This window comes from Rhizobium sp. AG207R, assembly GCF_027109195.1.
Lineage (GTDB): Bacteria > Pseudomonadota > Alphaproteobacteria > Rhizobiales > Rhizobiaceae > Rhizobium > Rhizobium dioscoreae.
The window spans coordinates 16164-42814 of the sequence record NZ_JAEPVT010000002.1; the positions used below are offsets into that span (position 1 = coordinate 16164).

General features: G+C 60.5%; 26 protein-coding genes. 18 read left to right on the forward strand and 8 right to left on the reverse strand.

The features are described from left to right. Positions 1 to 88 precede the first annotated feature (88 nt). Together JJQ51_RS03985 and rplI are read left to right on the forward strand one after the other, a co-directional pair. A complete protein-coding gene (locus JJQ51_RS03985; protein WP_113351693.1) occupies positions 89 to 1066 on the forward strand; it encodes a DUF2232 domain-containing protein in 978 nt (325 codons plus the stop codon). A gap of 20 nt (positions 1067 to 1086) precedes the next feature. Continuing rightward, positions 1087 to 1665 (forward strand): 50S ribosomal protein L9, encoded by a 579-nt coding sequence (rplI, locus tag JJQ51_RS03990; RefSeq protein WP_069616184.1) that lies wholly within the window; start codon positions 1087 to 1089, stop codon positions 1663 to 1665. A 97-nt stretch (positions 1666 to 1762) separates the two neighbouring features. Here the strand turns inward: rplI and JJQ51_RS03995 are convergent, their stop codons facing one another. From JJQ51_RS03995 to JJQ51_RS04005, 3 genes are read right to left on the reverse strand one after another with little or no spacing between them, the layout of a single operon-like run. After that, positions 1763 to 2830 carry an HlyD family secretion protein gene (locus JJQ51_RS03995; protein ID WP_113351692.1) on the reverse strand — a complete coding sequence of 356 codons (1068 nt, stop codon included), beginning with the start codon at positions 2828 to 2830 and terminating at the stop codon, positions 1763 to 1765. Between the two features lie 17 nt (positions 2831 to 2847). Beyond that, positions 2848 to 4494 carry an MFS transporter gene (locus JJQ51_RS04000; RefSeq protein ID WP_113351691.1) on the reverse strand — a complete coding sequence of 549 codons (1647 nt, stop codon included), beginning with the start codon at positions 4492 to 4494 and terminating at the stop codon, positions 2848 to 2850. Between the two features lie 8 nt (positions 4495 to 4502). Continuing rightward, entirely contained in the window at positions 4503 to 4946 is a 444-nt protein-coding gene (locus JJQ51_RS04005; RefSeq protein WP_069616181.1) for a MarR family winged helix-turn-helix transcriptional regulator, read from the reverse strand. Positions 4947 to 5275: 329 nt separating this feature from the next. On the opposite strand from JJQ51_RS04005, the gene JJQ51_RS04010 reads away from it, so the two are divergent. Further along, on the forward strand, positions 5276 to 6772 hold the full coding sequence (locus JJQ51_RS04010) for a replicative DNA helicase (RefSeq protein ID WP_069616180.1): 1497 nt from the start codon (positions 5276 to 5278) through the stop codon (positions 6770 to 6772). Between the two features lie 60 nt (positions 6773 to 6832). On the opposite strand, the gene JJQ51_RS04015 is transcribed toward JJQ51_RS04010, so the two are convergent. From JJQ51_RS04015 to JJQ51_RS04025, 3 genes are all read right to left on the reverse strand, one after another. After that, positions 6833 to 7135 carry an AzlD family protein gene (locus JJQ51_RS04015; protein WP_113351690.1) on the reverse strand — a complete coding sequence of 101 codons (303 nt, stop codon included), beginning with the start codon at positions 7133 to 7135 and terminating at the stop codon, positions 6833 to 6835. Beyond that, positions 7132 to 7836, reverse strand: coding sequence for an AzlC family ABC transporter permease (locus tag JJQ51_RS04020; RefSeq protein ID WP_113351689.1), 705 nt, complete (start codon positions 7834 to 7836; stop codon positions 7132 to 7134). The genes JJQ51_RS04015 and JJQ51_RS04020 overlap by 4 nt, the downstream gene beginning before the upstream one ends. 115 nt (positions 7837 to 7951) lie before the next feature. Next, positions 7952 to 8773 (reverse strand): AraC family transcriptional regulator, encoded by an 822-nt coding sequence (locus tag JJQ51_RS04025; protein WP_113352017.1) that lies wholly within the window; start codon positions 8771 to 8773, stop codon positions 7952 to 7954. A 226-nt stretch (positions 8774 to 8999) separates the two neighbouring features. Between JJQ51_RS04025 and JJQ51_RS04030 the strand changes: the two genes are divergently transcribed. Further along, positions 9000 to 9500 (forward strand): GFA family protein, encoded by a 501-nt coding sequence (locus tag JJQ51_RS04030; RefSeq protein WP_113351688.1) that lies wholly within the window; start codon positions 9000 to 9002, stop codon positions 9498 to 9500. Between the two features lie 315 nt (positions 9501 to 9815). Next, the gene (alr, locus tag JJQ51_RS04035) at positions 9816 to 10979 is read left to right on the forward strand and encodes an alanine racemase (protein ID WP_113351687.1); all 1164 of its coding nucleotides are present in this window, start codon (positions 9816 to 9818) and stop codon (positions 10977 to 10979) included. Between the two features lie 21 nt (positions 10980 to 11000). Here alr and JJQ51_RS04040 read toward each other — a convergent pair whose 3' ends face one another. Continuing rightward, positions 11001 to 11636, reverse strand: coding sequence for a LysE family translocator (locus JJQ51_RS04040; RefSeq protein ID WP_113351686.1), 636 nt, complete (start codon positions 11634 to 11636; stop codon positions 11001 to 11003). 151 nt (positions 11637 to 11787) lie between these two features. On the opposite strand from JJQ51_RS04040, the gene radA reads away from it, so the two are divergent. The 12 genes from radA to rarD all read left to right on the forward strand — a co-directional run bounded on the left by radA (position 11788) and on the right by rarD (position 23587). Then, positions 11788 to 13191 carry a DNA repair protein RadA gene (radA, locus tag JJQ51_RS04045; protein ID WP_113351685.1) on the forward strand — a complete coding sequence of 468 codons (1404 nt, stop codon included), beginning with the start codon at positions 11788 to 11790 and terminating at the stop codon, positions 13189 to 13191. Positions 13192 to 13283: 92 nt separating this feature from the next. Further along, complete coding sequence (locus tag JJQ51_RS04050; protein ID WP_069616173.1) at positions 13284 to 13904, forward strand: CvpA family protein; 621 nt, start codon at positions 13284 to 13286, stop codon at positions 13902 to 13904. A 164-nt stretch (positions 13905 to 14068) separates the two neighbouring features. Continuing rightward, positions 14069 to 15553, forward strand: a complete 1485-nt coding sequence (gene purF / locus JJQ51_RS04055) for an amidophosphoribosyltransferase (RefSeq protein ID WP_113351684.1) — start codon at positions 14069 to 14071, stop codon at positions 15551 to 15553. 69 nt (positions 15554 to 15622) lie between these two features. Continuing rightward, on the forward strand, positions 15623 to 16363 hold the full coding sequence (locus JJQ51_RS04060) for an SDR family NAD(P)-dependent oxidoreductase (RefSeq protein ID WP_113329099.1): 741 nt from the start codon (positions 15623 to 15625) through the stop codon (positions 16361 to 16363). A gap of 222 nt (positions 16364 to 16585) precedes the next feature. Continuing rightward, positions 16586 to 17977, forward strand: a complete 1392-nt coding sequence (cysS, locus tag JJQ51_RS04065) for a cysteine--tRNA ligase (protein WP_269244367.1) — start codon at positions 16586 to 16588, stop codon at positions 17975 to 17977. 200 nt (positions 17978 to 18177) lie between these two features. Further along, positions 18178 to 18513 (forward strand): endonuclease domain-containing protein, encoded by a 336-nt coding sequence (locus JJQ51_RS04070; protein ID WP_269244368.1) that lies wholly within the window; start codon positions 18178 to 18180, stop codon positions 18511 to 18513. Next, the gene (locus tag JJQ51_RS04075) at positions 18510 to 18992 is read left to right on the forward strand and encodes a GFA family protein (protein ID WP_269244369.1); all 483 of its coding nucleotides are present in this window, start codon (positions 18510 to 18512) and stop codon (positions 18990 to 18992) included. Before JJQ51_RS04070 ends, JJQ51_RS04075 begins: the two co-directional genes overlap by 4 nt. Continuing rightward, positions 18989 to 19480 (forward strand): GFA family protein, encoded by a 492-nt coding sequence (locus JJQ51_RS04080; RefSeq protein WP_269244370.1) that lies wholly within the window; start codon positions 18989 to 18991, stop codon positions 19478 to 19480. The genes JJQ51_RS04075 and JJQ51_RS04080 overlap by 4 nt, the downstream gene beginning before the upstream one ends. Next, positions 19473 to 19949 (forward strand): GFA family protein, encoded by a 477-nt coding sequence (locus tag JJQ51_RS04085; RefSeq protein ID WP_069616166.1) that lies wholly within the window; start codon positions 19473 to 19475, stop codon positions 19947 to 19949. The genes JJQ51_RS04080 and JJQ51_RS04085 overlap by 8 nt, the downstream gene beginning before the upstream one ends. Continuing rightward, positions 19946 to 20905, forward strand: a complete 960-nt coding sequence (pip, locus tag JJQ51_RS04090; RefSeq protein WP_113329104.1) for a prolyl aminopeptidase — start codon at positions 19946 to 19948, stop codon at positions 20903 to 20905. Before JJQ51_RS04085 ends, pip begins: the two co-directional genes overlap by 4 nt. 45 nt (positions 20906 to 20950) lie before the next feature. Then, a complete protein-coding gene (cimA, locus tag JJQ51_RS04095; RefSeq protein ID WP_113329105.1) occupies positions 20951 to 22567 on the forward strand; it encodes a citramalate synthase in 1617 nt (538 codons plus the stop codon). A 108-nt stretch (positions 22568 to 22675) separates the two neighbouring features. After that, a complete protein-coding gene (rarD, locus tag JJQ51_RS04100) occupies positions 22676 to 23587 on the forward strand; it encodes an EamA family transporter RarD (protein WP_113329106.1) in 912 nt (303 codons plus the stop codon). Between the two features lie 126 nt (positions 23588 to 23713). On the opposite strand, the gene JJQ51_RS04105 is transcribed toward rarD, so the two are convergent. Continuing rightward, entirely contained in the window at positions 23714 to 24337 is a 624-nt protein-coding gene (locus JJQ51_RS04105; RefSeq protein WP_113329107.1) for a TIGR00730 family Rossman fold protein, read from the reverse strand. Positions 24338 to 24492: 155 nt separating this feature from the next. Between JJQ51_RS04105 and JJQ51_RS04110 the strand changes: the two genes are divergently transcribed. Continuing rightward, positions 24493 to 26544, forward strand: coding sequence for a LysM peptidoglycan-binding domain-containing protein (locus tag JJQ51_RS04110; protein ID WP_269244454.1), 2052 nt, complete (start codon positions 24493 to 24495; stop codon positions 26542 to 26544). The last annotated feature ends 107 nt before the right edge of the window (positions 26545 to 26651 follow it).

Here is a 26651-nt window from a genome sequence, read left to right on the forward strand (position 1 = left end):
AACCTTGAAACCCCATGTTGGGGATAAGCTTTCAGGCCCGTGTGGCGAAGGCATCCTCTAACTGCTCGATACGAAGCAGGACAGCGACGTGAAAAAGTTGAACGCAAAAGAGCTTGGCATCGGCGCGCTCGCCGGTCTGACCGCCGCCCTACTCGTGTATGGCGCGACGGTGCAGCCATTGCTGTTCATCCTGTTCGGCGCACTTTCCGCTCTCCCGATCCTGATCGTCGGCCTCGGCTGGGGCAATATGGCCGTCATCGTTGCCGTCGTGGTCGCCGGCATCGTCGGAACCGTTACGCAGTCGGTCTATTTCGGGCTCTTCGTCGTTCTCCTGACGCTGATCCCCGCTTGGCTCAGCCATCTCGCCAATCTGGCGCGTCCCGCCTCCGAACTCGGAGGCCCGGATAATCTGATGGCCTGGTATCCGCTCTCCGACATCATGCTGCACCTGTGCGGTCTCGCCGCCATCGTCATCATCGTCGCCGGAGCGGTCATGGGCTACGGTGCCGATCTGGTGGGTCAGGTCGTCGACGCCTACATGGCCGCGGTGAACCAGCAGTCTCCCGATCTTCAGCTCAATCCGGCTGCGATCGCGAAGATGAAGTCACTGATGCTCTACATGATCCCGATCGCCTGGGGCATGATCTGGGTCATGATGCTGTTGGCCGCCTATTACGTGGCGACACGCATCGTTGCGGCTTCGAGCCATAATCTGCGCCCGCGCGACGATATCCCCTCGTCGTTGCGCATGAACCGCAATGCGATCTTCGTCTTTCTCGTGGCGATCGTCGCTATCTTCTTTGGCGGAGTTCTGGCTCTCATCGCCGCCGCCGTGCTCGGCGCCTTCGGTGCTGGCTTCATCGTTTCCGGCTTTGCTTCGCTGCATTACCGGACGCGGGGCAAGGACTGGCGTCTGCCGGTTCTGATCCTCTGCTACCTGGTATGCTTCTTTGTGACGCTGCCGCTCTTCATCGTTCTCGTTCTCGGTCTTTACGATACCCGCAAGGCGATATCGCTGACCCCGAACAAGAATGCCGACACATCCAAACAAGACACAAAAATCTGACATCGAAAGGAACAACGAAAATGGAAGTCATTCTCCTCGAACGCATCTCCAAGCTCGGCCAGATGGGCGAAACCGTCAAGGTTCGCGACGGCTTTGCCCGTAACTACCTGCTGCCGCTCGGCAAGGCACTGCGCGCCAACGCCGCCAACAAGGCTCGTTTCGAAGCCGAGCGCGCAACGCTCGAAGCCCGCAACCTCGAGCGCAAGAGCGAAGCCCAGAAGGTTGCCGACGTTCTCGCCGGCAAGTCCTTCATCGTCGTTCGCTCGGCTGGCGAAACCGGCCAGCTCTACGGTTCGGTCGCTGCTCGTGATGTCGTCGAAATCCTCGCCGCCGAAGGCTTCAACGTCGGCCGCAGCCAGGTTCACATGAACACGCCGATCAAGGCCATCGGCCTGCACAACGTCACGATCGGTCTTCACGCCGAAGTCGAAATCACGATCGAACTCAACGTTGCACGCTCCGCTGAAGAAGCCGAGCGTCAGGCCAAGGGCGAAACCCTCACCTCCGCCGACGCCATCTACGGCGTTGACGAAGACGCCCTGCGTCCGGAAGACTTCTTCGATCCGGAAGCTGACCGCGACGGCGACGAAGAAGCTTGATCTTCAAGCCTTTTTCGTAATTTCTAATGCAAGAAAGCCTGGGTCCTCCGACCCAGGCTTTCCTGTTTTCTGACAGAAGATGGAGCGAACGCCCAGGTCAGTCGTTATCCTTGATTTCCGGCAACGGAGCCGAATCCTTGTCGATCGAAACGACGACGGACATACCGGGCGCCAACTGGTCCGCCAGAGGCTGCCCATCCTCGATCTTGATCCTGACGCCGAGACGCTGGGCGACCTTGGTGAAATTGCCCGTGGCATTATCGGGTTTGATGACCGCAAATTCCGAGCCAGCGGCCGGGGAGAAGCGCTGGATGCGGCCCTTGATCTCGCGATGTCCGAGCGCATCCACGGAGATGGTGGCAGGCTGATCGAGCTTCATGCCATCAAGCTGCGTTTCCTTGAAATTGGCGATGACCCAGACGTCCTTCGGAACGAGGTTCATCAGCTGCGTGCCGGGCGTCACATATTGGCCAAGACGCACGCCGATCTCGCCGACGCGGCCGTCCTGCGGCGCCCTGATCGTCGTATTGTCGAGATCGATATCGGCAAGCTGCACGGCCGCTTCCGCGCCGCTGACACCGGCTTCCAGCGAAGCGCGGTTGACGATGATCGTCGTCAGGTTCTGCTGGGAGACATCGAGAGCGGCCTTTGCCTGATTGACCGATGCCTGCGCCTGCTGCAGCGTCGCCTGCGCCTGTTCGGAATCACTGGTGGTCGAGACGCCTCTGGAGACGAGTGTCGTGACGCGATCGAAGGCAAGCTGGGCACGCTTCAGCGCTGCATTGGCGCTGTCGATCTGCGCCTGGCTGGAGACGATGCCGGCCTTGGCGGCCTGCTCCTGCTGCTGCGAATTGGCGAGTGCGGCCTTCTGTCCGTCCAGCGTCGCGTGGGCCTGCGCCACCTTCTGCTTGTAGATGCGGTTATCGATCTGGGCGAGCACATCGCCTTCCTTGACGAGCTTGTAGTCCTTGATCGGCACGTCGGTGATATAGCCGCTGACCTGCGGGCTGATGGTCGTGACATAGCCTTTGACATAGGCGTCGTCCGTGGTTTCGACCGCGGTCTTGAACGGCGGCAGATGCCAGGCGTAGAGCACCAGCATGACGCCGCCGACACCGGCAAGAACGGCGATGACTTCAATTGGGGAGCGAACGAGCCTCGACATGGAGCTATTTCATATCCTCATGGGTTGGATGTCGCGACCTCTACCCGATCGCCAGCGAAGCGAGCCCTGACGACGCGGAAGAGAACATGGATTGAGAGGCCGGCAAGTGACAGGAAGGCGATTACGGCGGCAGTGAAGAAGGCATCTCCATAGGCAAGCATATTGGCTTCGCGGCTGACCTGCGCGCCGAGCAGCGCCAGCCCCTCCCCCTTCAGCAGCGCGCTATCCCCAATCACCTTGCCATAGGAGGATGAAAGCTGGCTGACGCGTGTGGCCACATGCGGATCCGTCAGCAGCACGCGCTCGGTCAGGACGGCCGAATGGAACTTCTCGCGAATGGTGATCAGCGTGCCGTAGAAGGCCGAGCCGACGAGGCCGCCGATGCTTTGCGTGAAGGTGAAGACGACGAAGAAGGTCACCAGATAGGGCGGCCCCTTGGATATAGCCTCCTTGAAGCCTGCCGACATGGATGGCGGCAAGAAGAGCGCCGCACCGGCCGCCACCAGGGCCTGGCTGAGATACATCTGCTCGGGACGGGTCAGGTTCGTCACCTGAGAATCCATCAGCGAACCCACCCCCATCAGAATAAGCGCGACGAACTGGATCTGCCACGTGTAGCCATAGCTCATGAACACGGTGCAGATGAGGCCGCCGATGATCGAGAAGGCGAGGATGATCCAATAGAGCAAGGCAAGCTGGTCATAGAGCAGGCCGACCGCATTCTGATAGAAGGTCATGATGACGGAGGTCTGCTCGGCGGCAATGATGCGGAAGACCAGGAGGATCGCCGTCAGATGCAGAATTTCCGGCCGAAGCAGCCAGCGAACGTCGATCAAAGGCGTCGACCGTCTCAGTTCGACGACGATGGCAACGGTCAGGGATGCGACGGCAATAGCCAGAACGACGCCGAGCCATGGCACCTCCAGCCACCAGTAGAGGCGCCCGACCGACAAGGCGACGGCAAGACAGCCGAAACCGACCGCGACAAGAAGATAGCTGAAGATATCGCCCAGCACGATAACCTTGACGCGCGGCGGCGGCGTCAGCGGCAGCAGATAGATGATCGGCATGACGAGGAGCGCCAATGCCATTTCAAGCGTATAGAGGCCGCGCCATTCGCCATAATCGAGTAGCGAGGGCGATACGAGACGGGTGATGGGAGCGGCAAGCAGCGTGTTCATCATCGCCAGACTGACGCCGATCGTCATCTTCTTCGCCGGCTCGAAGGCCTCCAGCATATAAAGAAAGCCGAGCGTCGAGAGTGGCGCACCGGCAATCCCGCTCAGGAAGCGGACGACGATCGCAGAATGCAGGTCGGAAACGAAAAGATTGAGCAGCGAGGCGAGCACGAAGCCGAGAATGCTGACCTCGGCGAAATTGCGCACGCCATATTGAAGGCGGATCTTCACCAGCGCGATGGCGAGGCTGACATTGGGCGCCATATAGGCAGCAGAAAGCCATGCCGACTCTGTGGTGGTCGCCGCGATGGTTCCCTGAATTTGCGTAAGGTTGGCGAAGGCGAGATTGAGACCGAGGCCCTGCGTCAGGAAGAACATGACGGACGCCGCAATATAGAGCGGCACTTTCCAGCCCGGCATAGGCGGTGGAGCGGATGGGACGGCGTTGGCTTCCGCATTGGCGACCGGGCCCGGATCCCCGCTCATGCACTACCTCATGATTTGCCGATATTCTGAAGATTGGCAGTCATGGCACGGATAACTTTCAGCGCCATGCCGACATCCTCGTCCGAAATCCCCTCCAAGATATCCGCACGCACACTGGTGGCAAGAGCCTCAACCTCGGCGGCAACGACTTTTCCTGATTCCGTCATGAAGATCTGCTTGGCGCGGCGATCGGATACGGCGGCGCGGCGCTCAATGAAATTCTGCGCCTCCATGGCATCGAGGATGCGCACGAGCGTCGGCGTTTCCAGCTCCAGCTCGTCGGCAAGCTCCCTCTGGTTTATTCCGTCCCGGCGGGAGAGCTTGCGAAAAACCCTCGCGCGGGAAAGGGTCATGCCGTGCTCTCGAACGAGAGCGTCGAAAGCCGCCCTCAGCTTGCGATTGAACGCGGAGAGGTCGTCGAAGAGTTCTTGTCTTGATGGCGCACCTGGCATTATTGCAACTTTATACTATTAGCATCCTACCCTAATTTAAGGGGAATACCCGGATTTTCCCAGTTTTTCAAGCAGGATAGCCGCAACAGTTGATGCGCGCAGCGAAAGACCGGCTAAAATGTTCCCCACAGATAGTTTGCATAAGTGATTCGTGTGTCGATCTTTGCGTTGCAAAGTGGCCACAAGGGATTTTTTACGTGGCGGAAACTTGTCCCTGTGGACGAGTGGAACAACGTTGATAGGTCGGTATGGCCATCCGTTTGCACGGTTGACCATGACATCGGAACATCGCAAACCAGACGACACCCTAAAGCATGAAGAGATGGAAAATGAACGAAGCTGCGCGCAAGCTTGCCGCCATTGCTCCCGCCGACCAGCATTATCGCGAAGCGCCCAATAACATTGAGGCGGAACAGGCTCTGCTCGGTGCCATCCTCGTCAACAACGATGCCTATTATCGCGTCTCCGATTTCCTGAAGCCGATCCATCTCTACGAGCCGCTGCACCGGAAGATCTTCGAAGTCGCCGGTGATATCATCCGCATGGGCAAGACCGCCAATCCTGTGACCATCAAGAGCTTCGTGCCGGCTGACGAGAAGGTCGGCGACATGACGGTCGCGCAATATCTCGCGCGCCTCGCCGTCGAGGCCGTGTCGATCATCAACGCTGAAGATTACGGCCGCGCCATCTATGACCTGGCGCTGCGCCGTGCGCTGATCACCATCGGCGAGGACATGGTCAACATCGCCTATGACGCGCCGCTCGACATGCCGCCGCAGACGCAGATCGAGGATACGGAGCGCCGGCTGTTCGAGCTTGCCGAGAATGGCCGCTACGACGGCGGCTTCCAGTCGTTCAACGACGCCGTGGCACTGGCGATCGACATGGCGGCCGTTGCCAAGGAGCGTGACGGCGGCCTCTCCGGCATCTCCACGGGCATCCACTCGCTTGATAGCAAGATGGGCGGCCTGCAGCGCTCCGACTTGATCATCCTTGCCGGCCGTCCCGGCATGGGCAAAACCTCGCTTGCCACCAACATCGCCTATAATATCGCCGCCGCCTACGAGGGCGAAGTCCAGCCCGACGGCTCGATGAAGGCAAAGAACGGCGGCGTTGTCGGCTTCTACTCGCTGGAAATGTCATCGGAGCAGCTCGCCACCCGTATCATCTCCGAGCAGACGGAAGTCTCCTCCTCGAAGATCCGCCGCGGCGACATCAACGATGCCGATTTCGAAAAGCTGGTGGCCTGCTCGATGATGATGCAGAAGGTGCCGCTTTATATCGACCAGACCGGTGGTATTTCCATCGCCCAACTCGCCGCCCGCGCCCGCCGCCTCAAACGCCAGCGCGGCCTCGACGTTCTGGTCGTCGACTACGTGCAGCTCATGACCGGTTCGAAGAAGTCGGGCGAAAACCGCGTTCAGGAAATCACCGAGATCACCACTGGCCTGAAGGCGCTCGGCAAGGAGCTCAACGTTCCGATCGTCGCACTCTCCCAGCTCTCGCGCGCGGTCGAAAGCCGCGACGATAAGCGCCCCCAGCTTTCGGACCTTCGCGAATCCGGCTCGATCGAGCAGGACGCCGACGTGGTGCTCTTCGTGTTCCGCGAGGAATATTATGTGAAGAACCAAGAGCCCCGCGACCCGAACGACCCGAAATATGCGGAATGGGAAGCGCTGTTCGACCGCGTGAAGGGCACGGCCGATGTCATCATCGCCAAGCAGCGTCACGGACCGACGGGCACGGTGAAGCTCGCCTTCCAATCGGAATTCACCCGATTTGCCGACCTCGCCGACCCGTCTTTCACGCAGTACGAAGAACATTGACGCTTGCCGCGTCAATGTTCCGCTGGGATGAGAACCGCTTCGCACTTTGCCGGAAAGGCTTCAGAGTCCCGCAGCCCTCAGCAAAGCCACCGTCGCAACGCCGACGATAACGCTTGCCAGCAACGGCAAGCGGCGAGAGACGATTGCGGTGACCATGCAGGCCAGCGTCTCCGCCCAGCCGGTGGCAAAAGCTGTGGGGGCAATGACAGCCATCAGCACGGCCGGTGGAATGGCTTTGATTGCGGTTTGCCGACGCTCGTCAAGCTTCACGTAGCGAATCAAGACGAGACCGCCAACACGGGTGAAGATCGTTGCGGCAGCCATGGCGAGGATGGCGAGCAGAGTGTTGAAATCGAGCGTCATGCCGCTTGCTCCCGCGCTCTGCCCTTCCAGAAAGCCATTGCCAGTCCCGCCAGCGCGCCGGCTGCAATATGCCAGACACCGGGCACGAACTGGTGGACAGCAACGGCTGCAATTCCGCTTGCGGCAAGCACCGCGCCGGTTTCCGGTCCTTTCCAGAAGCCCATGACCAGCACGATGAAGACGGCCGGAAAGGCGAAGTCGAGACCGATGACGGCGGGATCGCCGAGAAAAGCGCCAAGCAGAGCACCCGCAAGCGACGAGCCGACCCAGGCCAAGTAAAATGGCGTGACGATGCCCGCATACCAAGCGGGCGTGAGCCGCATCGTGCCGGCGCGGAACTCCGCCATGGCCCAAATCTCATCGGCGAGAAACAGCATGGCGAGATAGCGTTTGATGCCGGAGAAAGACTGCATCTTCGTGCCGATCGAAGCGCTCATCAGCAAGTGCCTGACATTGACGAGCAGGGCCGCGAAGCCGGCGCCGATCCAGCTTGCGGGATGTGTCCAGATATCCATCGCCACGAATTGCGAGCCGCCAGCAAAGACGAGCGCGCTCATCAGTGTGGTCTCCAGCGGCGAAAGCCCCTTGGTCGCCGAAACCGCGCCGAACACGAGGCCGATCGGCAGGACGGCAACGATCAGCGGAAGAATGGCACGCATCCCGGCTTTGAATTCGCCGGCCGGCCGGCTTTGCTGCAACATTGGCAACCTCCACTTCAACAATGACGGAGGGGTAGCCGACGGCAGCCGGCGCTGTATTGAACGAAAGTGATCAGACGCATTCCGGACAGAAAGCCGTTTCGCAATTGGAAATGCGCTAGCCGACGCGGAACTGGCCCGGGGTGACGCCGGTGCGCGATTTGAAGTGGCGCGTGAAATGCGCCTGATCGGCAAAACCACATTCCATGGCAACATCGGCGGGCATGCGGCCCTCCCTAAGCAATCGGCGGGCAACGATGACACGCCGGTCGGTCAGAAAGGCATGGGGCGTAATATGATACTCCCTGCGGAAGGCGCGAATCAGGTGCGCGCGGCTCAGGCCTGCGATCTTGGCCAACTCCTCCAATCCGATATCGCTGTCGAAATTCTCAGTGAGATAATCGCGGGCGCGCACGACGGCGCTACGCTCCTTGGTGTCGACGGGAAGGACGATCGTGCTACCATAGCGCGCAAAGAGGGCCGCCAGCACCGAGAACATGCCTTCATCGGATTCCAGCGCACCGGCGCCGCTCTCGAGTGTGCGATGCGCCTTGTGGAAGGCGCTTGCAAGCTGCGGATCGCGCAACAACGAACTGGCGAAAGATGGCGTCGCATTGAAGGCTTTGCCCGTGACGTCTTCCAGAATATCGACGAAGAGCTTCGTGTCCGGGTAGATCATGCGGTAGCGATAGCCTTCGCCGCCCGGAGCGCCGTCATGCACTACTCCAGGATTGATCATATAGAGATCGCCCGGTCCGGCTTCCTCCCGACTGCCGAGCAGCGTGGTGATCTGGCTGCCTCTTTCAATCGTCCCGATGCTGAAGGTGTCGTGCGCATGCGGCGCATATTCATGCGTCACGAAGCTTGCGCTCAGGCATTCCATGTCACGAAAGCGACCGTCTCGCCAGAAGCGGGTCGATTCCACCTTGGCAAGCGGCATGGCGTCAGCCGCCTCTTTCTGCGAAACGTTCTGCATCCCCGAAGATTAGCGCGCCGGCTCCCGCGCGTCTTGAACAAAAGTGATCGCATGTGGGAAAGGCTGGCATCCACCCGTCCGCGCTTTTTTTGAGAAGGTGTGGTCGGATCCGTCGTTCCGCTGGACGATCCCAAGATGAAAACCTAAAAAGCATTTAGGCCCAAACTCGCCTTTTGGAGGAGAAGGAAAATTGAAACGCATTGAGATGACGGTAAGCGGCGGCTGCCAGTGCGGTGCCGTGCGCTATCACGCAACTGCCATGCATGATAATTCGCATCTCTGCCATTGCCGCATGTGCCAGAAAGCCTCCGGCAACATCTTTGCCGCGCTTGTCGCCGCGCCTGATGATGCGCTCACCTGGACGCGCGGCAAGCCGAGCATCTGGAAGAGTTCTGAGCTTGTCGAGCGCGGCTTCTGCGCCAATTGCGGCACGCCATTGTTCTTCCATCACCTCAAAAACGGCCGCACCAACCTGATGATCGGTTCGCTTGATAATCCGCACGCCTTCCCGCCGCATGCCAATACCTGCACCGAGAATATGGTGACATGGTTCGATACGATCACGGGCATAGAAAATACCGGTGCGACCGAAAATAACGGCGCCGAATGGGCTGCGGCGATCAAGACGAGCAACAACCAGCACCCTGATTGCGATACCGCCTCATGGGCGGTGAGATGGCGTGACGACTGAGCCTATTCCGGCGATCGCCAGCGGGGAACGATGCCGCTGTTCCGAAATAGCCATCATCCCGGAAACTAAAGCCTACGACAGCCTGCCTTCAAGATGATGCGCACAGCGTGCCTGAAGGCCTGCCCTTCAGCTCATTCGTGCCGCAAAGCAGCCTGTTGGTTTCCGACCTTTAGCCGGAAGCTGTCGTCAGAAATGTGGCGGCAGTTTCTGCCTAATTCCGCATACATGCATCGCAGCACTTTTTCTTTTCATCGACGGCCAGTATCCTGACCCAAGCCAAATCACTTCCGGCCACTTCCTTGTTTAGGGCGCCCCATGACAGATAATTTCAATGACGACGATGCTTTCGCTTCCGCCGGCCTGCGGCTGACGGTGGATCTCGGCGCGCTCGTCGAAAACTGGCGCGACCTCGCGCACCGCTCGGGGAAGGCGCGCACGTCAGCCGTTGTCAAGGCCGATGCCTACGGGCTCGGGATCGAGGATGTCGGCGAAACGCTTTACGCTGCCGGGGCGCGCGATTTCTTTGTCGCCACCGCCGATGAAGGCGCGACCTTGCGGCTCTACGCGCCCGAGGCGCGCATCTTCGTGCTCAGCGGCATCTGGCCGGGCATGGAGCGCCGGTTCTTCGAAAACGACCTCGTACCCGTCATTGCTTCGGAAGAACAGCTGACCTTCTGGATGTCGGTTCTGTCTGATTATGGCGATTATCCCTGCGCACTGCAGGTCGATACCGGCTTCAACAGGCTCGGCCTGCCGATGGATGATGCGATCGCGCTTGCCGATGACGTCTCGCGTCCGGCAAGCTTTGCGCCGGTTCTCGTCATGAGCCACCTCGCCTGCGGCGACGATCCTTCCAACGCGATGAACGGGCAGCAGCTCGAGGCTTTCCGCAAAGTCAGTGCCGCCTTCGAAGGCATCGAGGCGAGCCTTGCCAATTCGGCCGGCATCTTTCTTGGGGCCGACTATCATTTCGATCTCACCCGCCCCGGCATCGCCACCTATGGCGGCGAGGCAGTGCCGGGCATGGCCAATCCGATGCGCCCGGTGGCGACGGCGGAGGCTCGGATTATCCAGACCCGCTCGGTCAAGGCGGGCGAAACGGTGGGATATGGCCGCGCGCTTCAATTGACCCGCGACAGCCGACTGGCGATCGTCTCGGCAGGGTACGCCGACGGCTATATGCGCAGCCAGTCGAGTGCCGGCGTGCCATTGCGCCAGACCGGTATTGCGGGCGGTCACGGCTTTATAGCCGGCCATAAGGTGCCCGTTGCCGGCCGCATCACCATGGACCTCACCATCTTCGATGTCACCGACCTGCCGGAAAACCTGGTCAGAGCTGGTGACTACGTTGAACTTTTCGGCAGCAACATCTCGGTCGATGAGGCCGCAAGGGCGGCAGGCACCATCGGCTACGAGATGCTGACCAGCATGGGGCTGCGGCACGAGCGTCGGTATATCTCGGAGGAGAACGAGGAATAGCCCGGCTACTCCTCAAAATATTTAGCGGGCGCTGATCGCCAGCCGGACACCAAGGGCGACGAAGAGCGTGCCGAGCCCGCGATCGAGCCACAGACCGAGGCTGCGATTGCGCCGAAGCGCGTCACTCAGGCGACCGCCCAGCAGGATAAGCGGCGGCTCGATGAAGGCTGCCACGACGATAATCAGGCTTCCGTGCAGCAAAAGCTGCGCCCAAACCGGGCCGGCACCCTCGACGACGAATTGCGGCAGGAAGGCCAGGAAGAAGATGGCGACCTTCGGATTGAGCAGCGAGACCAGAATACCTTGGCGATAGATACGGCTAAAGGGCAAGGACTTGCCGGCTTCCTTGATCCATGCGCTCTCGCCCTTCGAGCGCAGCGCCTGGATGCCAAGCCAGATCAGATAGGCCGCACCGACCCATTTGACGGTCGAGAAGGCCAGTGCAGAGGCGGCAAGGATCGCCGACAGGCCGGCGGCCGCCATCAGTACATGCAGGCACGCGCCGCTCCAGATGCCGAACAGCGCTGCAAAGCCGGAGCGCATGCCGCTTCTGATCGTGTGACCGAGAATGAAGGCGATATCCGGCCCCGGCGACAGATTAAGGAGAATCGCAGCAGTCAGAAAGCCCATCCAGTGCGCAAGCGAATAGTCAAACATCGATCATCATCCATAAAACCCGGCATAAAGGCTGACACGATCGCCGTTGATACGGAAATCATTAGTTTTGATAGGCCGGGAAAGACATTATCTGACTGCCCAAGCGATTCGTCGCGAAAAGCGAAGCATTTGAACTTGAGAATAGCATCCTATGGCTAAGGCCCGCACACAATTCATCTGCCAGAACTGCGGCACGGTCCACAATCGCTGGGCCGGCAAGTGCGACAGTTGCGGCGCGTGGAACACCATCGTCGAGGAAGATCCGATGGGCGGGATCGGCGGCGGACCAACGAAGACGCCGCGAAAGGGCAAGCCCGTCACGCTGACCACGCTTTCGGGTGAAATCGAGGAAGCGCCGCGCATCCATACCGGCATATCCGAGCTCGACCGCGCCACGGGCGGCGGTTTTGTGCGTGGCTCGGCCGTTCTCGTCGGCGGCGATCCTGGCATCGGCAAGTCGACGCTGCTGATGCAGGCGGCAGCAGCCCTCGCCCGGCAGGGGCACAAGATCGTCTACGTCTCCGGCGAAGAGGCCGTGGCGCAGGTGCGCCTGCGCGCCCAACGGCTGAAGGCGGCCGATACCGAAGTGCTGCTCGCCGCCGAAACCAATGTCGAGGATATCCTGGCAACGCTGGCAGAAGGCAAGCGGCCGGATCTTGTCATCATTGATTCCATCCAGACGCTGTGGAGCGAGCTTGCCGAATCCGCACCCGGCACGGTAACGCAGGTGCGTACCGGCGTGCAGGCGATGATCCGCTTCGCCAAGCAGACGGGAACTGCCATGGTGCTGGTCGGCCATGTCACCAAGGATGGCCAGATCGCCGGGCCGCGCGTCGTCGAGCATATGGTCGATGCCGTTCTCTACTTCGAAGGCGATCGGGGCCATCATTACCGTATCCTGCGCACGGTGAAGAACCGCTTCGGTCCGACCGACGAGATCGGCGTCTTCGAAATGTCCGACGCCGGGCTTCGCGACGTGCCTAATCCGTCCGAACTTTTCCTTGGTGAACGCAACGAAAAGTCGCCAGGCGCGGCGGTCTTCGCCGGCATCGAAGGCACGCGTCCGGTGCTGGTGGAGGTGCAGGCGCTGGTCGCGCCGACATCGCTCGGCACGCCGCGCCGCGCCATCGTCGGCTGGGATTCGGCGCGGTTGTCGATGATTCTGGCCGTTCTGGAAGCGCATTGCGGCGTGCGGCTCGGTCAGCACGATGTTTACCTCAATATTGCCGGCGGCTACCGCATTTCCGAGCCGGCTGCGGACCTTGCGGTCGCTTCTGCACTGGTTTCCTCCCTGGCTGGTCTTGCTCTGCCCGCCGATTGCGTCTATTTCGGCGAAGTCAGCCTGTCGGGCGCCGTCCGGCCGGTTGCGCACACCGCCCAGCGCCTCAAGGAAGCCGAGAAGCTGGGATTTTCCGCGGCCGTTCTGCCTGCCGCTTCCGCCGATCTGCCAAAGGGCAATGGCGGACGCTGGAGCGAGATCGACAGCCTGCCGGATCTGGTGGCGCGCATTGCCGGATCGAAAGGTGCGCTCAAGCGAGCGGAAGACGAAGACTGAGCCTTACTTCAGCCGTTCTTGGCGAAGAAGAGGCTCATGAATTGAGGCCGATGCCGACCATGAGGTCCGGCAAGTCTTGAAGTGGATTATAGATGCCCATTACGATTTTCGACGGTATTGTTATCGGCGTTCTTCTCTTCTCCGCCATTCTGGCCATGGTTCGCGGCTTCTCACGCGAAATTCTCTCGATCGTCAGCTGGGGCGGCTCCGCAGTCGCCGCATACTATCTCTATCCGCTGCTCGTTCCCTATGCGTTGCAATACAAGGCCGACACCAAGATCGCCACGATTGCGTCAGCCGCCGTCATCTTCCTGCTGGCGCTCATCATCATTTCCTTCATCACCATCCGGATTGCCGATTTCATCATCGACAGCCGCATCGGCGCGCTCGACCGCACTCTCGGCTTCCTCTTCGGCGCGGCACGCGGCCTGCTGCTCATGGTCGTCGTCGTTGCCTTCTGGAACTGGCTGGTGGCACCGGCCGCACGTCCGGACTGGGTCAATAACGCCAAGTCGAAGCCTTTCCTCGATTCGATGGTGGAGAAGCTGACTGCGGCGCTGCCCCAAGACATTCAGGCAAGGCTGCCGGCCGAAATCCTCAACAAGATCGCGCCAAACCAGCAGCAACAGCAGCAGCAGGGAAGCGGCGACAACGCCACGCCGAACGATACCGCGCCGTCGGATGACGCACCGGCGCCGCAGACAAACAATTGACGGTGCGTTTACAGGCTTGACCTGCCGCCCGAGAATCGCCATTTGAGCGGCGTGACAATAGAAGATCCGGCCCGATATTTTTTCCGGCCGGATTTTAAGTTATTTTAATGGTCACTCGTGACGCCGCCCCGATCCGCCCACGTTGAGAGCAAAGGCCCGCAGCCATGAACCATTCCGTTTCCTTCGAGGACGATATCGACGGCGACACGCTGCATGAAGAATGCGGCGTCTTCGGCATCCTGGGGCACCCGGATGCGGCAACACTGACGGCGCTCGGCCTGCACGCCTTGCAGCATCGCGGCCAGGAAGCGGCCGGCATCGTCTCCTTCGATGGTCAGCGCTTCCACTCGGAGCGGCGGATGGGTCTGGTCGGAGACCACTACACTGACCCGGCCACCCTCGCCCGCCTCCCCGGTGACCGCTCGATCGGTCATGTACGCTACTCCACCACCGGCGAGACCATCCTTCGCAATGTCCAGCCGCTGTTTGCCGAGCTGGAAGTCGGCGGCATCGCCATTGCCCATAACGGTAATTTCACCAATGGCCTGACCATGCGCCGTCAGCTGATTGCCGATGGTGCCATCTGTCAGTCGACCTCGGATACCGAAGTCGTGCTGCATCTCATCGCCCGCTCCAAGCATCCCTCCTCCTCAGATCGTTTCATCGATGCTATCAGGCAGATGGAAGGCGGCTATTCGATGCTCGCCATGACGCGCACCAAGCTGATCGCCGCCCGCGATCCGATCGGCATCCGGCCGCTGGTCATGGGCGAACTCGACGGCAAGCCCATCTTCTGCTCGGAGACCTGTGCTCTCGACATCATCGGCGCAAAATATGTCCGCGACGTTGAAAACGGCGAGGTCATCATCTGCGAGATCCAGCCTGATGGTTCGATCACCATCGACGCCCGCAAGCCGGAAGTTTCACAACCCGAGCGTCTCTGCCTGTTCGAATATGTCTATTTCGCCCGTCCCGATTCCGTCGTCGGCGGCCGCAACGTTTATGTTGCCCGCAAGAACATGGGCATCAACCTTGCCAAGGAAGCGCCTGTCGCCGCCGATGTTGTCGTCCCCGTGCCGGATGGCGGCACGCCGGCCGCTATCGGCTATGCGCAGGCAAGCGGTATTCCCTTCGAGCTCGGCATCATCCGCAACCATTATGTCGGCCGCACCTTCATTGAACCCACGCAGCAGATTCGCGCCTTCGGCGTTAAGCTCAAGCATTCCGCCAATCGCGAAATCATCGCTGGCAAGCGCGTGGTGCTCGTCGACGATTCCATCGTGCGCGGCACGACATCGGTGAAGATCGTGCAGATGATCCGCGATGCCGGCGCCAGCGAGGTGCATATCCGCGTCGCCAGCCCGATGATCTTCCATCCGGATTTCTACGGCATCGACACACCGGACGCCGACAAGCTGTTGGCAAACCAGTACACGAGCCTGAAGGCCATGTGCGAGTATATCGGCGCGGATTCGCTGGAGTTCCTGTCCATCGATGGCCTTTACCAGGCTGTCGGCGGCGAGCCGCGCAACAATGCGCAGCCGCAGTTCACCGACCATTACTTTACCGGTGACTATCCGACGCGTCTGCTCGACAAGGAAAGCACCAGCAACGTGCGCAAGCTCTCCGTCCTCGCGAGCAACGGCTGACAAGCCCAAGTAACGGCTGACAGGGGCGCCCTGCCCCTTTCTCTTTCCACGCATTCGGATCAAGGCAGCATGAGCGTCAATCTCAAGGACAAGATCGCCCTCGTCACCGGCGCATCGCGCGGTATCGGCTATTTCACGGCACTGGAGCTGGCCAAGGCCGGCGCGCATGTGATCGCCTGCGCCCGCACGGTCGGGGGCCTTGAGGAGCTTGACGATGCCATCAAGGCTGCCGGCGGCTCGGCGACCCTTGTGCCCTTCGATCTTGCCGACATGAATGCCATCGATGCGCTCGGCGCCTCCATCTACGAGCGCTGGGGCAAACTCGACATCCTCATCGCCAATGCCGGCGTGCTTGGCGTGATCTCGCCGATCGGCCATGTCGAAGCCAAGGTGTTCGAAAAGGTGATGACGATCAATGTCACCGCCACCTGGCGGCTGATCCGTTCCGTGGAGCCGCTGCTGATGCGCGCCGAGGCGGGCCGCGCCGTTGTCCTCTCTTCGGCCGCCGCCCATCGCTGCCGGCCATTCTGGGGTCCCTACTCCGCCTCCAAGGCTGCCGTCGAGGCGCTGGCGCGGACCTGGGCCGGGGAAACGCAAAGCACGCCGCTGCGCATCACCAGCGTCGATCCGGGCGCTACCCGCACCGCCATGCGCGCCCAGGCCATGCCCGGCGAAGATCCGGATACGCTGCCGCATCCGCGAGAGGTCGCTCAGGCGATCCTGCCTCTGGTCGGCCCCGACGTCACCGAAACCGGCAAGCTTTTCGTCGTGCGCGAGAACAGGCTCGTCGACTATCGAATGCCGGAATAAAAACGTCTCAGCCTTTACGTGAGACACCTTATCCCTACTTGACCAAATTCATCCGGCGCGCGATAAAGCCGCCCATGAAAACGGTTATCTGCATTATCTGCCGGAAGATTATTCGCTAGCGTTTCGCTGGCCTGGCCGTTTTCGTCTCCCAAAATCCAAGATGACAAACGTCCGGCCTGCCGGTGACGGTATTTTTTCGGATTTATGCCTTGGGAGAGTGACATGGCCGCCGAGCCGCAATTGAAGTTCTACAACACGCTGACGCGCGAAAAGGTCGATTTTCAGCCGATCGACCGCAATAACGTCCGCATGTATGTCTGCGGCCCCACGGTCTATGACTTCGCCCATATCGGCAATGCCCGCCCGGCGATCGTCTTCGACGTGCTGTTCCGGCTGCTGCGGCACGTCTACGGTGAGAGCCGTGTCACCTACGTCCGCAACATCACCGACGTCGACGACAAGATCAATGCGCGTGCGCTGCGCGACCATCCCGGCCTGCCGCTGAACGACGCGATCCGCCTGGTGACGGAAAAGACCGAGCGGCAGTACCGTGAAGACACGACGGCGCTCGGCTGCCTGGAGCCATCGGTGCAACCGCGTGCGACCGACAATATCGCACAGATGATCGCGATCATCGAAACGCTGATCACCAAGGGCCATGCCTATCGGGCCGCCGGCGAAGTGCTGTTCGATACCAAGTCGATGGCCGATTACGGCCAGCTTTCGAAGCGCAATCTCGACGAGCAGCAGGCCGGCGCCCGCGTCGCCGTCGACGAGCACAAGAAGAGCCCCGGCGATTTCGTTCTGTGGAAACTTTCGGACGAGAACGAACCCGGCTGGGAAAGCCCCTGGGGCCGCGGTCGTCCGGGCTGGCATATCGAATGCTCGGCCATGAGCGGACGCTATCTCGGTGATGTCTTTGACATTCACGGCGGCGGCCTGGACCTGATCTTCCCGCACCATGAAAACGAAATTGCCCAATCGCGTTGCGCGCATGGCACGCATGCCATGGCCAATGTCTGGATGCATAACGGCTTCGTGCAGGTCGAAGGCCGCAAGATGTCGAAGTCGGAAGGCAACTTCGTCACCATCTACGAGCTGCTGCAGACAGACAAGCTCGGCGGCCGGACCTGGCCGGGCGAGGTGCTGAGGCTTGCCATGCTGATGACACATTATCGCGAGCCGATCGATTTCTCTGTGAAGCGTCTGGAAGAGGCCGAACGGCTAATCGCCAAATGGCCGGCGGGGGATGCCAGCGGTGCCGCGCCGGATCAGACAGTCCTTGCCGCTCTCGGCGACGATCTGAACACCGTCGCCGCCATCCAGGCGCTGCATGCCCTGGCGCAAGCAACCAATGCCGATGCCAATCTCCTGCCTGTCTTCACGGCCAGCGCCGATCTTCTCGGCCTGCTGCCGAAGAAGGCGGAGATGGACGAAGCTGTGGTCGCGGAGATCGATGCCAAGGTGCGCCAGCGCCTGGAGCTGCTGAAGGCAAAGAACTTTGCTGAAGCCGACAAGCTTCGCGATGAACTTGCAGCGGGAGGCATTCAGCTCAAAGACGGCAAGGACGCGGTGACGGGTGAGCGAACCACGAGCTGGGAGATCAAGCGATGAGCCTTGTTACCCCCCTCTGTCCCTGTCGGGACATCTCCCCCACAAGGGGGGAGATTGGGGGGAGTTTGCGGCATCTGTCCGCAAAACCGCAGAGCTTAATTTCCGCAGATTCGATCTCCGTTTGGGGCGCGCAAGTGCCACGGGTTAACGATCTCCCCCCTTGTGGGGGAGATGTCCCGACAGGGACAGAGGGGGGTAACTTGCCGCATACTCCAGTCCCGCCGAAAGCCCGAAGCAATGCACGCCGCATGCGCAAGGTCATGACGGATGCGGAACTGCGTCTATGGAACGAATTGCGTGCCCATCGCCTCATGGGCCTCGGCTTCCGCCGCCAGTTGCCCATCGCTGGATATATTGTCGATTTCGCATGCCCTGCCGAAAGGAATGATCGTGATCAGACCTATGACCAGATTCGCACCCGCCGCCTCGAAGCCGATGGCTGGACTATCCTGCGCTTCTGGAATGACGATGTCCTGAAGGATATCGATAACGTCTGCATGCATATCCTGATCGTCAGCGGAAAGGATAAGTTATGACCGTCTCGACCTACACCGGCGGCTGTCAGTGCGGCGCGGTTCGCTTCCGGGTGCGGGGCGAGCTGAAGGATGCGTCGATCTGTCATTGCCGCATGTGCCAGAAGGCTTTCGGCGCCTACTACGCGCCGCTGGTCTCGACGCGTGGTGCCGAGCTCGCATGGACACGTGGCGAGCGGAAGCTGTTCCAATCGTCCAATTATGTGAAGCGCGGCTTCTGCGAGGATTGCGGAACGCCGCTGACCTATGAAGCGCCCGATGGCATTGCAATCGCGGCTGGTGCTTTCGATAACCCCTCGCAGCTGCCGCCTGTCGTCCAATATGGCACTGAAGCCAAGATCGGCTTCGTCGATCGGCTGCATCTGCTGCCCGGACACTCGACGGAGGAGGATGCCGCGCAGGCACCCTTCGTATTGAACATAATATCCAACCAGCATCCCGATCACGATACGGCAACGTGGCCACCGGAGAGCAGCAAATGACAATGGCAGCGGGATATAGCGGCGGATGCCAATGTGGCGCGGTTCGTTATCGCACCGCCGGCGCGCTCGGCTATCCGCATCTTTGTCATTGCCGCATGTGCCAGAAAGCATCCGGCAATTATGCCCTGCCGCTGGGAAACGCCAAACGGGCCGATTTCGAGCTGACACGCGGCGAACCCTCATGGTTTCATTCGTCCGATCTCGTGCCCCGCGGCTTTTGCGGCACCTGCGGCACGCCCCTGTTCTATGATGTGCCCGGCACGGATTCCATCAATGTGACGCTTGGTTCACTGGATGAGCCAACGCTGGTCCAACCCGTCGCGCAATCGAACTGCGCGGCAAAGATGCCCTGGTTCCATGCACTCGATGCGCTGCCGATGGAACCGGACGAGGATAGCTCGGACCGTGCGATATCGATCAAGCTGTCCAATCATCAGCATCCTGATCACGATACCTCAAGCTGGCCAGAGGAGAAGAGCCATGAGTGAAGCTACCAGAAGCGGAGGATGCCAATGCGGCGCGGTACGGTTTCGCATCCGCGGCCAGCTCGGCCGCCCCTCAATCTGCCATTGCCGCATGTGCCAGAAGCAGTTCGGCAATTTCTTCTCCGCGCTTGTTACCGCCCCTGAAGACGGCGTGGAATGGACGCGCGGCGAACCGAGCTATTTCCAGTCTTCCGTCAATATCGACCGCGGCTTCTGCAAGAACTGCGGCACGCCGTTGACCTACCGTCATCCGGGCGGCCTTGAAATCGCCATCGGCGCCTTCGACGAGCGCGACGATCTCGCCCCGCAGATCCAGGTCAACCACGCCTATCGACTGCCTTGGGTAGAGACGATTTTCGAAAAGCCCATTCATCAGGATCCAGATTTCTATTCGCGGCAGGAGCAGATCATTTCCTTCCAGCATCCCGATCATGACACCGATGTCTGGCCGGCCGAGGGGCTGAAAATATGACCGAAGTCCTGCGCACATTCTATCCGGAGATCGAACCTTACGCCTCCGGCCATCTCGATGTCGGCGACGGTCATGTGATCTATTGGGAACGGGTGGGAACGCCCGGCGCCAAGCCCGCCGTCTTCCTGCATGGCGGACCCGGCGGCGGCATTTCGCCCAGCCATCGCCGCGTGTTCGATCCGGCGCTTTACGACGTGACCCTATTCGATCAGCGCGGCTGTGGGCGCTCGACGCCGCATGCCGGCTTGGAAGCCAATACCACCTGGCATCTAGTCGACGATATCGAGCGGCTGCGCAAAATGGCCGGCGTTGAGAAATGGCTTGTTTTCGGCGGCTCCTGGGGCTCGACGCTGGCGCTCGCCTATTCCGAAACGCATCCGGATCGCGTTTCCGAACTGGTCGTGCGCGGCATCTATACGCTGACGAAAGCCGAACTGGACTGGTACTATCAGTTCGGCGTCTCGGAGATGTTCCCCGACAAATGGGAGCGTTTCGTGGCACCCATTCCGCCGGAAGAGCGTCATGAGATGATGGCCGCCTATCATCGGCTGCTGACGCATCCGGACAAGGCTGCCCGCCTGGAAGCCGCAAAGGCATGGTCGATATGGGAAGGCGAGACGATCACGCTTCTGCCGGAACCTGCCGTCAGCGCCCAGTTCGAAGATGCGGAATATGCGCATGCCTTCGCCCGTATCGAGAACCATTTCTTCGTCAACGCCGGCTGGCTCGAAGAGGGCCAACTCCTGCGCGACGCCTACAAGCTGAAAGACATTCCCGGCGTCATCGTCCATGGCCGCTACGACATGCCCTGCCCCGCCAAATATGCCTGGGCGCTGCACAAGGCTTGGCCGAAAGCTGAATTTCACCTGATCGAGGGCGCCGGCCATGCTTCGTCCGAGCCTGGCATTCTGGATCGGCTCATCCGCGCCACCGACAAGTTTGCAGGCAAAGCATAGGCCGGGCATCTCAATATCAATAACCGGTTCGCCGGAGGAAACAGTATGACACGCGAAAAAATCTATCTCTTCGACACGACGCTCCGCGATGGCCAGCAAACGCCCGGCATCGATTTTTCGGTCGAGGACAAGATTGCCATTGCGACCATGCTGGATGAATTCGGCCTGGATTATGTCGAAGGCGGGTACCCCGGCGCCAACCCAACCGATACGGCCTTCTTCAACGAGAAGCGCACGACATCGGCCTCCTTCGTCGCCTTCGGCATGACGAAGCGCGCCGGCATCTCCGCCTCCAACGATCCCGGCCTTGCGAGCCTGCTGCAGGCGAAATCAGACGCGATCTGTTTCGTTGCGAAGAGCTGGGACTATCACGTCCAGGTGGCGCTCGGCTGCACCAACGAGGAAAACCTGGAAAGCATCGCCGAAAGTGTCAAGGCGGCCATTGGCGCCGGCAAGGAAGCCTTGGTCGATTGCGAGCACTTCTTCGACGGCTACAAGGCCAATCCGACCTATGCGCTTGCTTGCGCCAAGACGGCCTATGATGCCGGAGCGCGCTGGGTCGTGCTCTGTGACACCAACGGCGGCACACAGCCGCCGGAGATTCGCGCCATCGTCGAGGCCGTCATCGCCTGCGGCGTTCCTGGGCACTGTCTCGGCATCCATGCCCATAACGATACCGGCCAGGCGGTCGCCAATTCGCTCGCGGCGGTCGAGGCCGGCGTGCGGCAGATCCAGGGCACGCTGAACGGCATCGGCGAGCGCTGCGGCAATGCCAACCTGATCACACTGATCCCGACCCTGGCGCTGAAAAGAGCCTATAGCGAACGCTTCGAAACGACGATCGACGCCGAGCGGCTGGTGGGCTTGACCGGCCTTTCGCATGCCTTCGACGAGCTTCTGAACCGCTCACCCGACTATCAGGCGCCCTATGTCGGTGCCTCCGCCTTTGCCACCAAGGCTGGTATTCACGCCTCGGCGCTGCTGAAGGACCCGCGCACCTACGAGCATGTGCCGCCGGAAAGCGTCGGCAACTTCCGCAAGGTCATGGTCTCCGACCAGGGCGGCAAGTCGAACTTCATCAATGCGCTGAAGCGGCGCGGCATCGAAGTGGGCAAGGACGACCCGAAGCTCGACCAGCTGATCCAGATCGTCAAGGAGCGTGAAGCGACAGGCTATGCTTACGAAGGCGCGGATGCGAGCTTCGAACTTTTGGCGCGCCGCACGCTCGGTACCATCCCGGAATTCTTTGCGATCGATGGTTTCCGCGTCATGGTGGAACGCCGCTTCGATTCCCACGGCCGGGTGAAAATCGTCTCGGAAGCCGTCGTCAAGATCATCATCGATGGCGAAACCATCATGTCGGTTGCAGAGGGCGACGGCCCGGTCAATGCGCTCGACCTGGCGCTGCGCAAGAATTTCGGCAAATACCAGCACGAGATAGACGATCTGGAACTGGCCGACTTCAAGGTGCGTATCCTCAATGGCGGCACGGAGGCCATCACCCGAGTCCTGATCGAATCCACCGATAGCGATGGCGTACGCTGGTGGACGGTCGGCGTCTCCGAAAACATCATCGATGCGTCGTTCCAGGCTCTGATGGATTCCGTCATCTACAAGCTGATGAAAAACCGGCATATGGCAGGCAAGATTGCGGCGGAGTAATCCGCCGCCCATCAAAAAGCTTGACGATGCCGTCAATGAAATGAATTAGCCATGCCGCATGCATTGGAGTAATCCCGTCTCAAATAACAGAGAATGACGGGAAAATTCATGGCCACTGACGCGGTCAAACCTGAAATCAAGAACAACGACGCTATCCGCGGCTTCGGCTTTGCGATGACGGCCTATCTCTTCTGGGGCGTTCTGCCACTCTATATGAAGGCGCTGGCGCATATCCCGGCTTTCGAGGTCATCGCCCATCGCATCGTCTGGTCGGTTCCCGTCGCCGGGATCGTGCTGCTGGCGCTCGGCCGGCTGGGTGACGTGAAGGCGGCGTTTCGCAACCCGCGGACAATCGCCATGGCGTCGCTGACGGCAGCGCTCGTCACCATCAACTGGGGAACCTATGTCTGGGCCATCGGCGCCGGCCATTCGCTCGATGCGGCCCTCGGTTACTTCATCAATCCGCTGTTCAGCATCGCGCTCGGCGCCATCCTACTCAAGGAAAAGCTGACGCCGACGCAGATCGTCGCGATCTGCCTTGCAGCCGCCGCCGTCATCATTTTGACGGTGAAAGCCGGCACCCTGCCCTGGGTCGCGTTGTCGCTGACCTTCTCCTGGGGCTTCTATGCCTTTTTCCGCAAAACCCTGCCTGTTGGAGCCAACCAGGGCTTTTTCATCGAGGTGCTACTGCTCTGCATCCCGGCAGCATTTTACATCCTCTATCTGGAAGCGCGCGGCGAAGGCCACTTTTACCAGACCGGCCTTTCGGATACCGGGCTCCTGCTCGGCTGCGGGCTCGTGACGGCGCTGCCGTTGATGATCTTCGCCAATGGTGCGAAGCTTTTGAGGATGTCAACCATCGGCATCATGCAATACATTGTTCCCACAATGGTCTTCCTGATCGCCGTTTTCCTGTTCAAGGAACCCTTCGGCACGACGCAGCTCGTTGCATTCTCGCTGATATGGGCCGGTCTCGTGCTCTATAGCTGGTCGATGCTGCGTCAGAGCAGAGGAGCATAACCTGGCGATATGGTTAGCAAATCGCTATTTGTGGCGGTTTGGCTTTCAAGAAAGCCGTGAACCGCCTCGTCCCTTGTCATCACGCAGCCCTAAGCGAAAACCGCTGCTCGTTTGCCGGAACAGCTTTTAGAGCTTGGAAATCACGGCCTCTTCTCCGCCGCGGTCGCCGCGCGTCTCTGCCGCATGCTTGCGGATAGCCGGAATGATATCGGCCACCTTGTCGATCACAAGCGGCTGGACACGATGGGCGGTATGGATGAAGCCCTCGTCCCGCATATGACGGACGATTTCCATCATCGAATCCCAAAAGCCGTTGATATTGGCAAAAACCATCGGCTTTTCGTGACGGCCCAGCTGGCCCCAGGTCATGATCTCGACGATCTCCTCCAGGGTGCCTATACCGCCCGGCAAGGCCACGAAAGCGTCGGCGCGCTCGAACATGCCATGTTTGCGCGTATGCATGTCCGGCGTTATGATGAGTTCGTCGAGCTGACCGAGCGAGTGGCGCGTCGCTTCCATATCGACCAGAAATTCCGGAATGATGCCGGTGACCTGACCGCCGTGCGATAGCACGCCGCTTGCGACAGCGCCCATGATGCCCTTCGTTCCGCCGCCATAGATCAGGCGCAGGCCGTTTTCGGCAATGCTTTTGCCGAGTTCGCGGCCAGCGGCCATGTAGGAAGGATCGCGTCCCGGCTGTGAGCCACAATAGACGCAAATGGTTCGAATTGGCGCGGAATCGTCGGTCATGGATGCAAAGAACTATGCTGCAGGTGCGCAGTCAAGATTTTTCAAAGGAAAACTTGTGTCGGGACATGCGAAAATGGCTGAGAAAGCTTGTAAAAGCAGGCGAAATCGCTAGCAATTTCAGGAGTTGCGATGACTTCGCCGCGTGGAGATGAATGATGATGAAGAACCGTGCCGGTTGGCTGGCTCTGTTGGTGTTGGCAATTGCGACCCTGTTGATGGTCTTCTTCGTGATGCCGCGCATCAACGGTGACAAGACCCCGATCGGCAACGTGGTCAATCAAGCCAGCAATGCGGTGAAAAATACGATCGACCAAAATGCGCAGAAGGCTGGCGAGACCGCCGAGAGCGCGACCAAGGCCACGCAGAATGCCGTGTCGACCGCCGTCAACACCGCAGATCTTGCGAAAAAGCTGACCGGCCTGACCGACGCGGCAACCGCTTCGCTGGCCGATTTGAAGGCGCTCTTCAAGGATGGCAATGCACCGGCCCAGGATGTCTTCACGGCTGCGAAGACAAAGGCGATTACTGCCCTGCAATCGATCGTCGGCTTCGCGCTTCCCGAAGGGATCGACGCAACGACAACGGGACTCGTTAAGAAAGCGCAGGACGGTGCAGGCAAGGCTCTCGCCATCATCCAATCTCTCCCCGAGAATGCTGCCGAAGCCAGTGCGGCGATCGACAAGGCTCTTGCAACGCTGACAGGGCAACAGGCGCCCGGGACCAACTCGGCTGCCAATCCTCGCGTACCATCATTCGACGTATTGCGCGTCGAGCCGGATGGCTCCACTGTTATCGCAGGCTCAGCCGAGCCGAATGCCAAGCTAGAGATCGTCGACGGCGAAAAGGTTGTCACGACGACCAATGTCGGCCCGAGCGGCGACTTTGCCGCCGTACTCGACAATCCGCTGCCGCCTGGAGACCACGAATTGGTGCTGCGCGCGACCGGCAAGGACGGTAAGGCCGTCAGTTCCGAGGAAATCGCAACCGTCTCCGTACCGAAGGACAATTCCACCCAGGTTCTCGCGATGGTGTCGAAGCCAGGCGCTGCAAGTCGCATCATCACCGCGCCTTCCGCCAAGCAGGGCCGCGTGACCGCCGGCGAACAGGACGCGTCCGCGGCCGACACTCAGGCCAAAACGACCACGACAGATGCCAAGCCGCAACAGGATGGTACGGCGGTCGCATCCGCCAATCCCGCGGCAGGCACGGCAACACCGCCAGCAGCGAAGGTAGAGGCGAATCCAGACGTCATGGTCAATGCGGTGGAGATCGAAAACGATCATATCTTCGTTGCCGGCACCACGAAGCCGAATGCCAAGGTCCGCGCCTATGCCGACGACAAGCTCATCGGCGAGAACGTCGCGGGTGCGGACGGTCACTTTGTCGTGGACGGACCCATGCCTCTTGCCGTCGGTGATCACAAGATCCGCGTCGACGTACTCGATGGCGCCGGCAAAGTCGTCGTGCGGACCAGCGTCAACTTCACGCGCCCCGAGGGCAATCAGGTGACGGTCGCGGCGCAGACACCCGCCGCCGCAAATGGTCAAGGGCAGACGGCCACGGCAAACATGGTGCCGCTCGACGAGGGCGAGCTTGCCAAGCTCAAGGAAGGCGCGGGCAAGGCTTTTGCGCTGCTCAAGGGCCTCTTTACCGACGGCAAGCAGCCTAATACGGAGCAGCTCGCAGCCGCCCGCTCCGGCACGGAAATCGCGCTCAAGTCGCTGTCTGAATTCCGGCCGACCATCAACGCCAGTGCTGCGTTGAAGAAGGCTGCTGCCGACGCTTCGAGCACAGCCTCCAAGGCGCTTGCCACCTTGCTGGCTTTGCCGAAAGATCCGAAATCGGTCGGCGCGGCGCTGCCTGGGCTCGAACAGATGATCGCTGTTATCACGCAGCCTGCTCAGACGGCACCGGCGCAGCCGAACACAGAGGTCTCATCCAACGACAGTGGCCCGAAGACGCTCGAACAGGCACCGCTGTCGCAGGACACCAATGCCGTCATCATCCGTCGCGGCGATACGCTGTGGCAGATATCGCGCCGCATCTACGGTGCGGGCGTGCGCTACACGACGATCTATCTGGCCAACGAGGACAAGATCAACAATCCGGACCGTATCCTGCCGGGTCAGGTCTTCGGTCTGCCGAAGGATGCATTGCCGAATGCCGAGGAGCTTCACCGCAAGCGGCTTTCGGGCGAGCATCTCTAGCGGCAACGACCGCCCATCGTGAACATTGGCAGCGGCCAGGCTCAGCAACGCCTGGCCGCTGCTTTTATACCGCATGAAAATAGTATAAGCGTCGCCCGACCCCATAG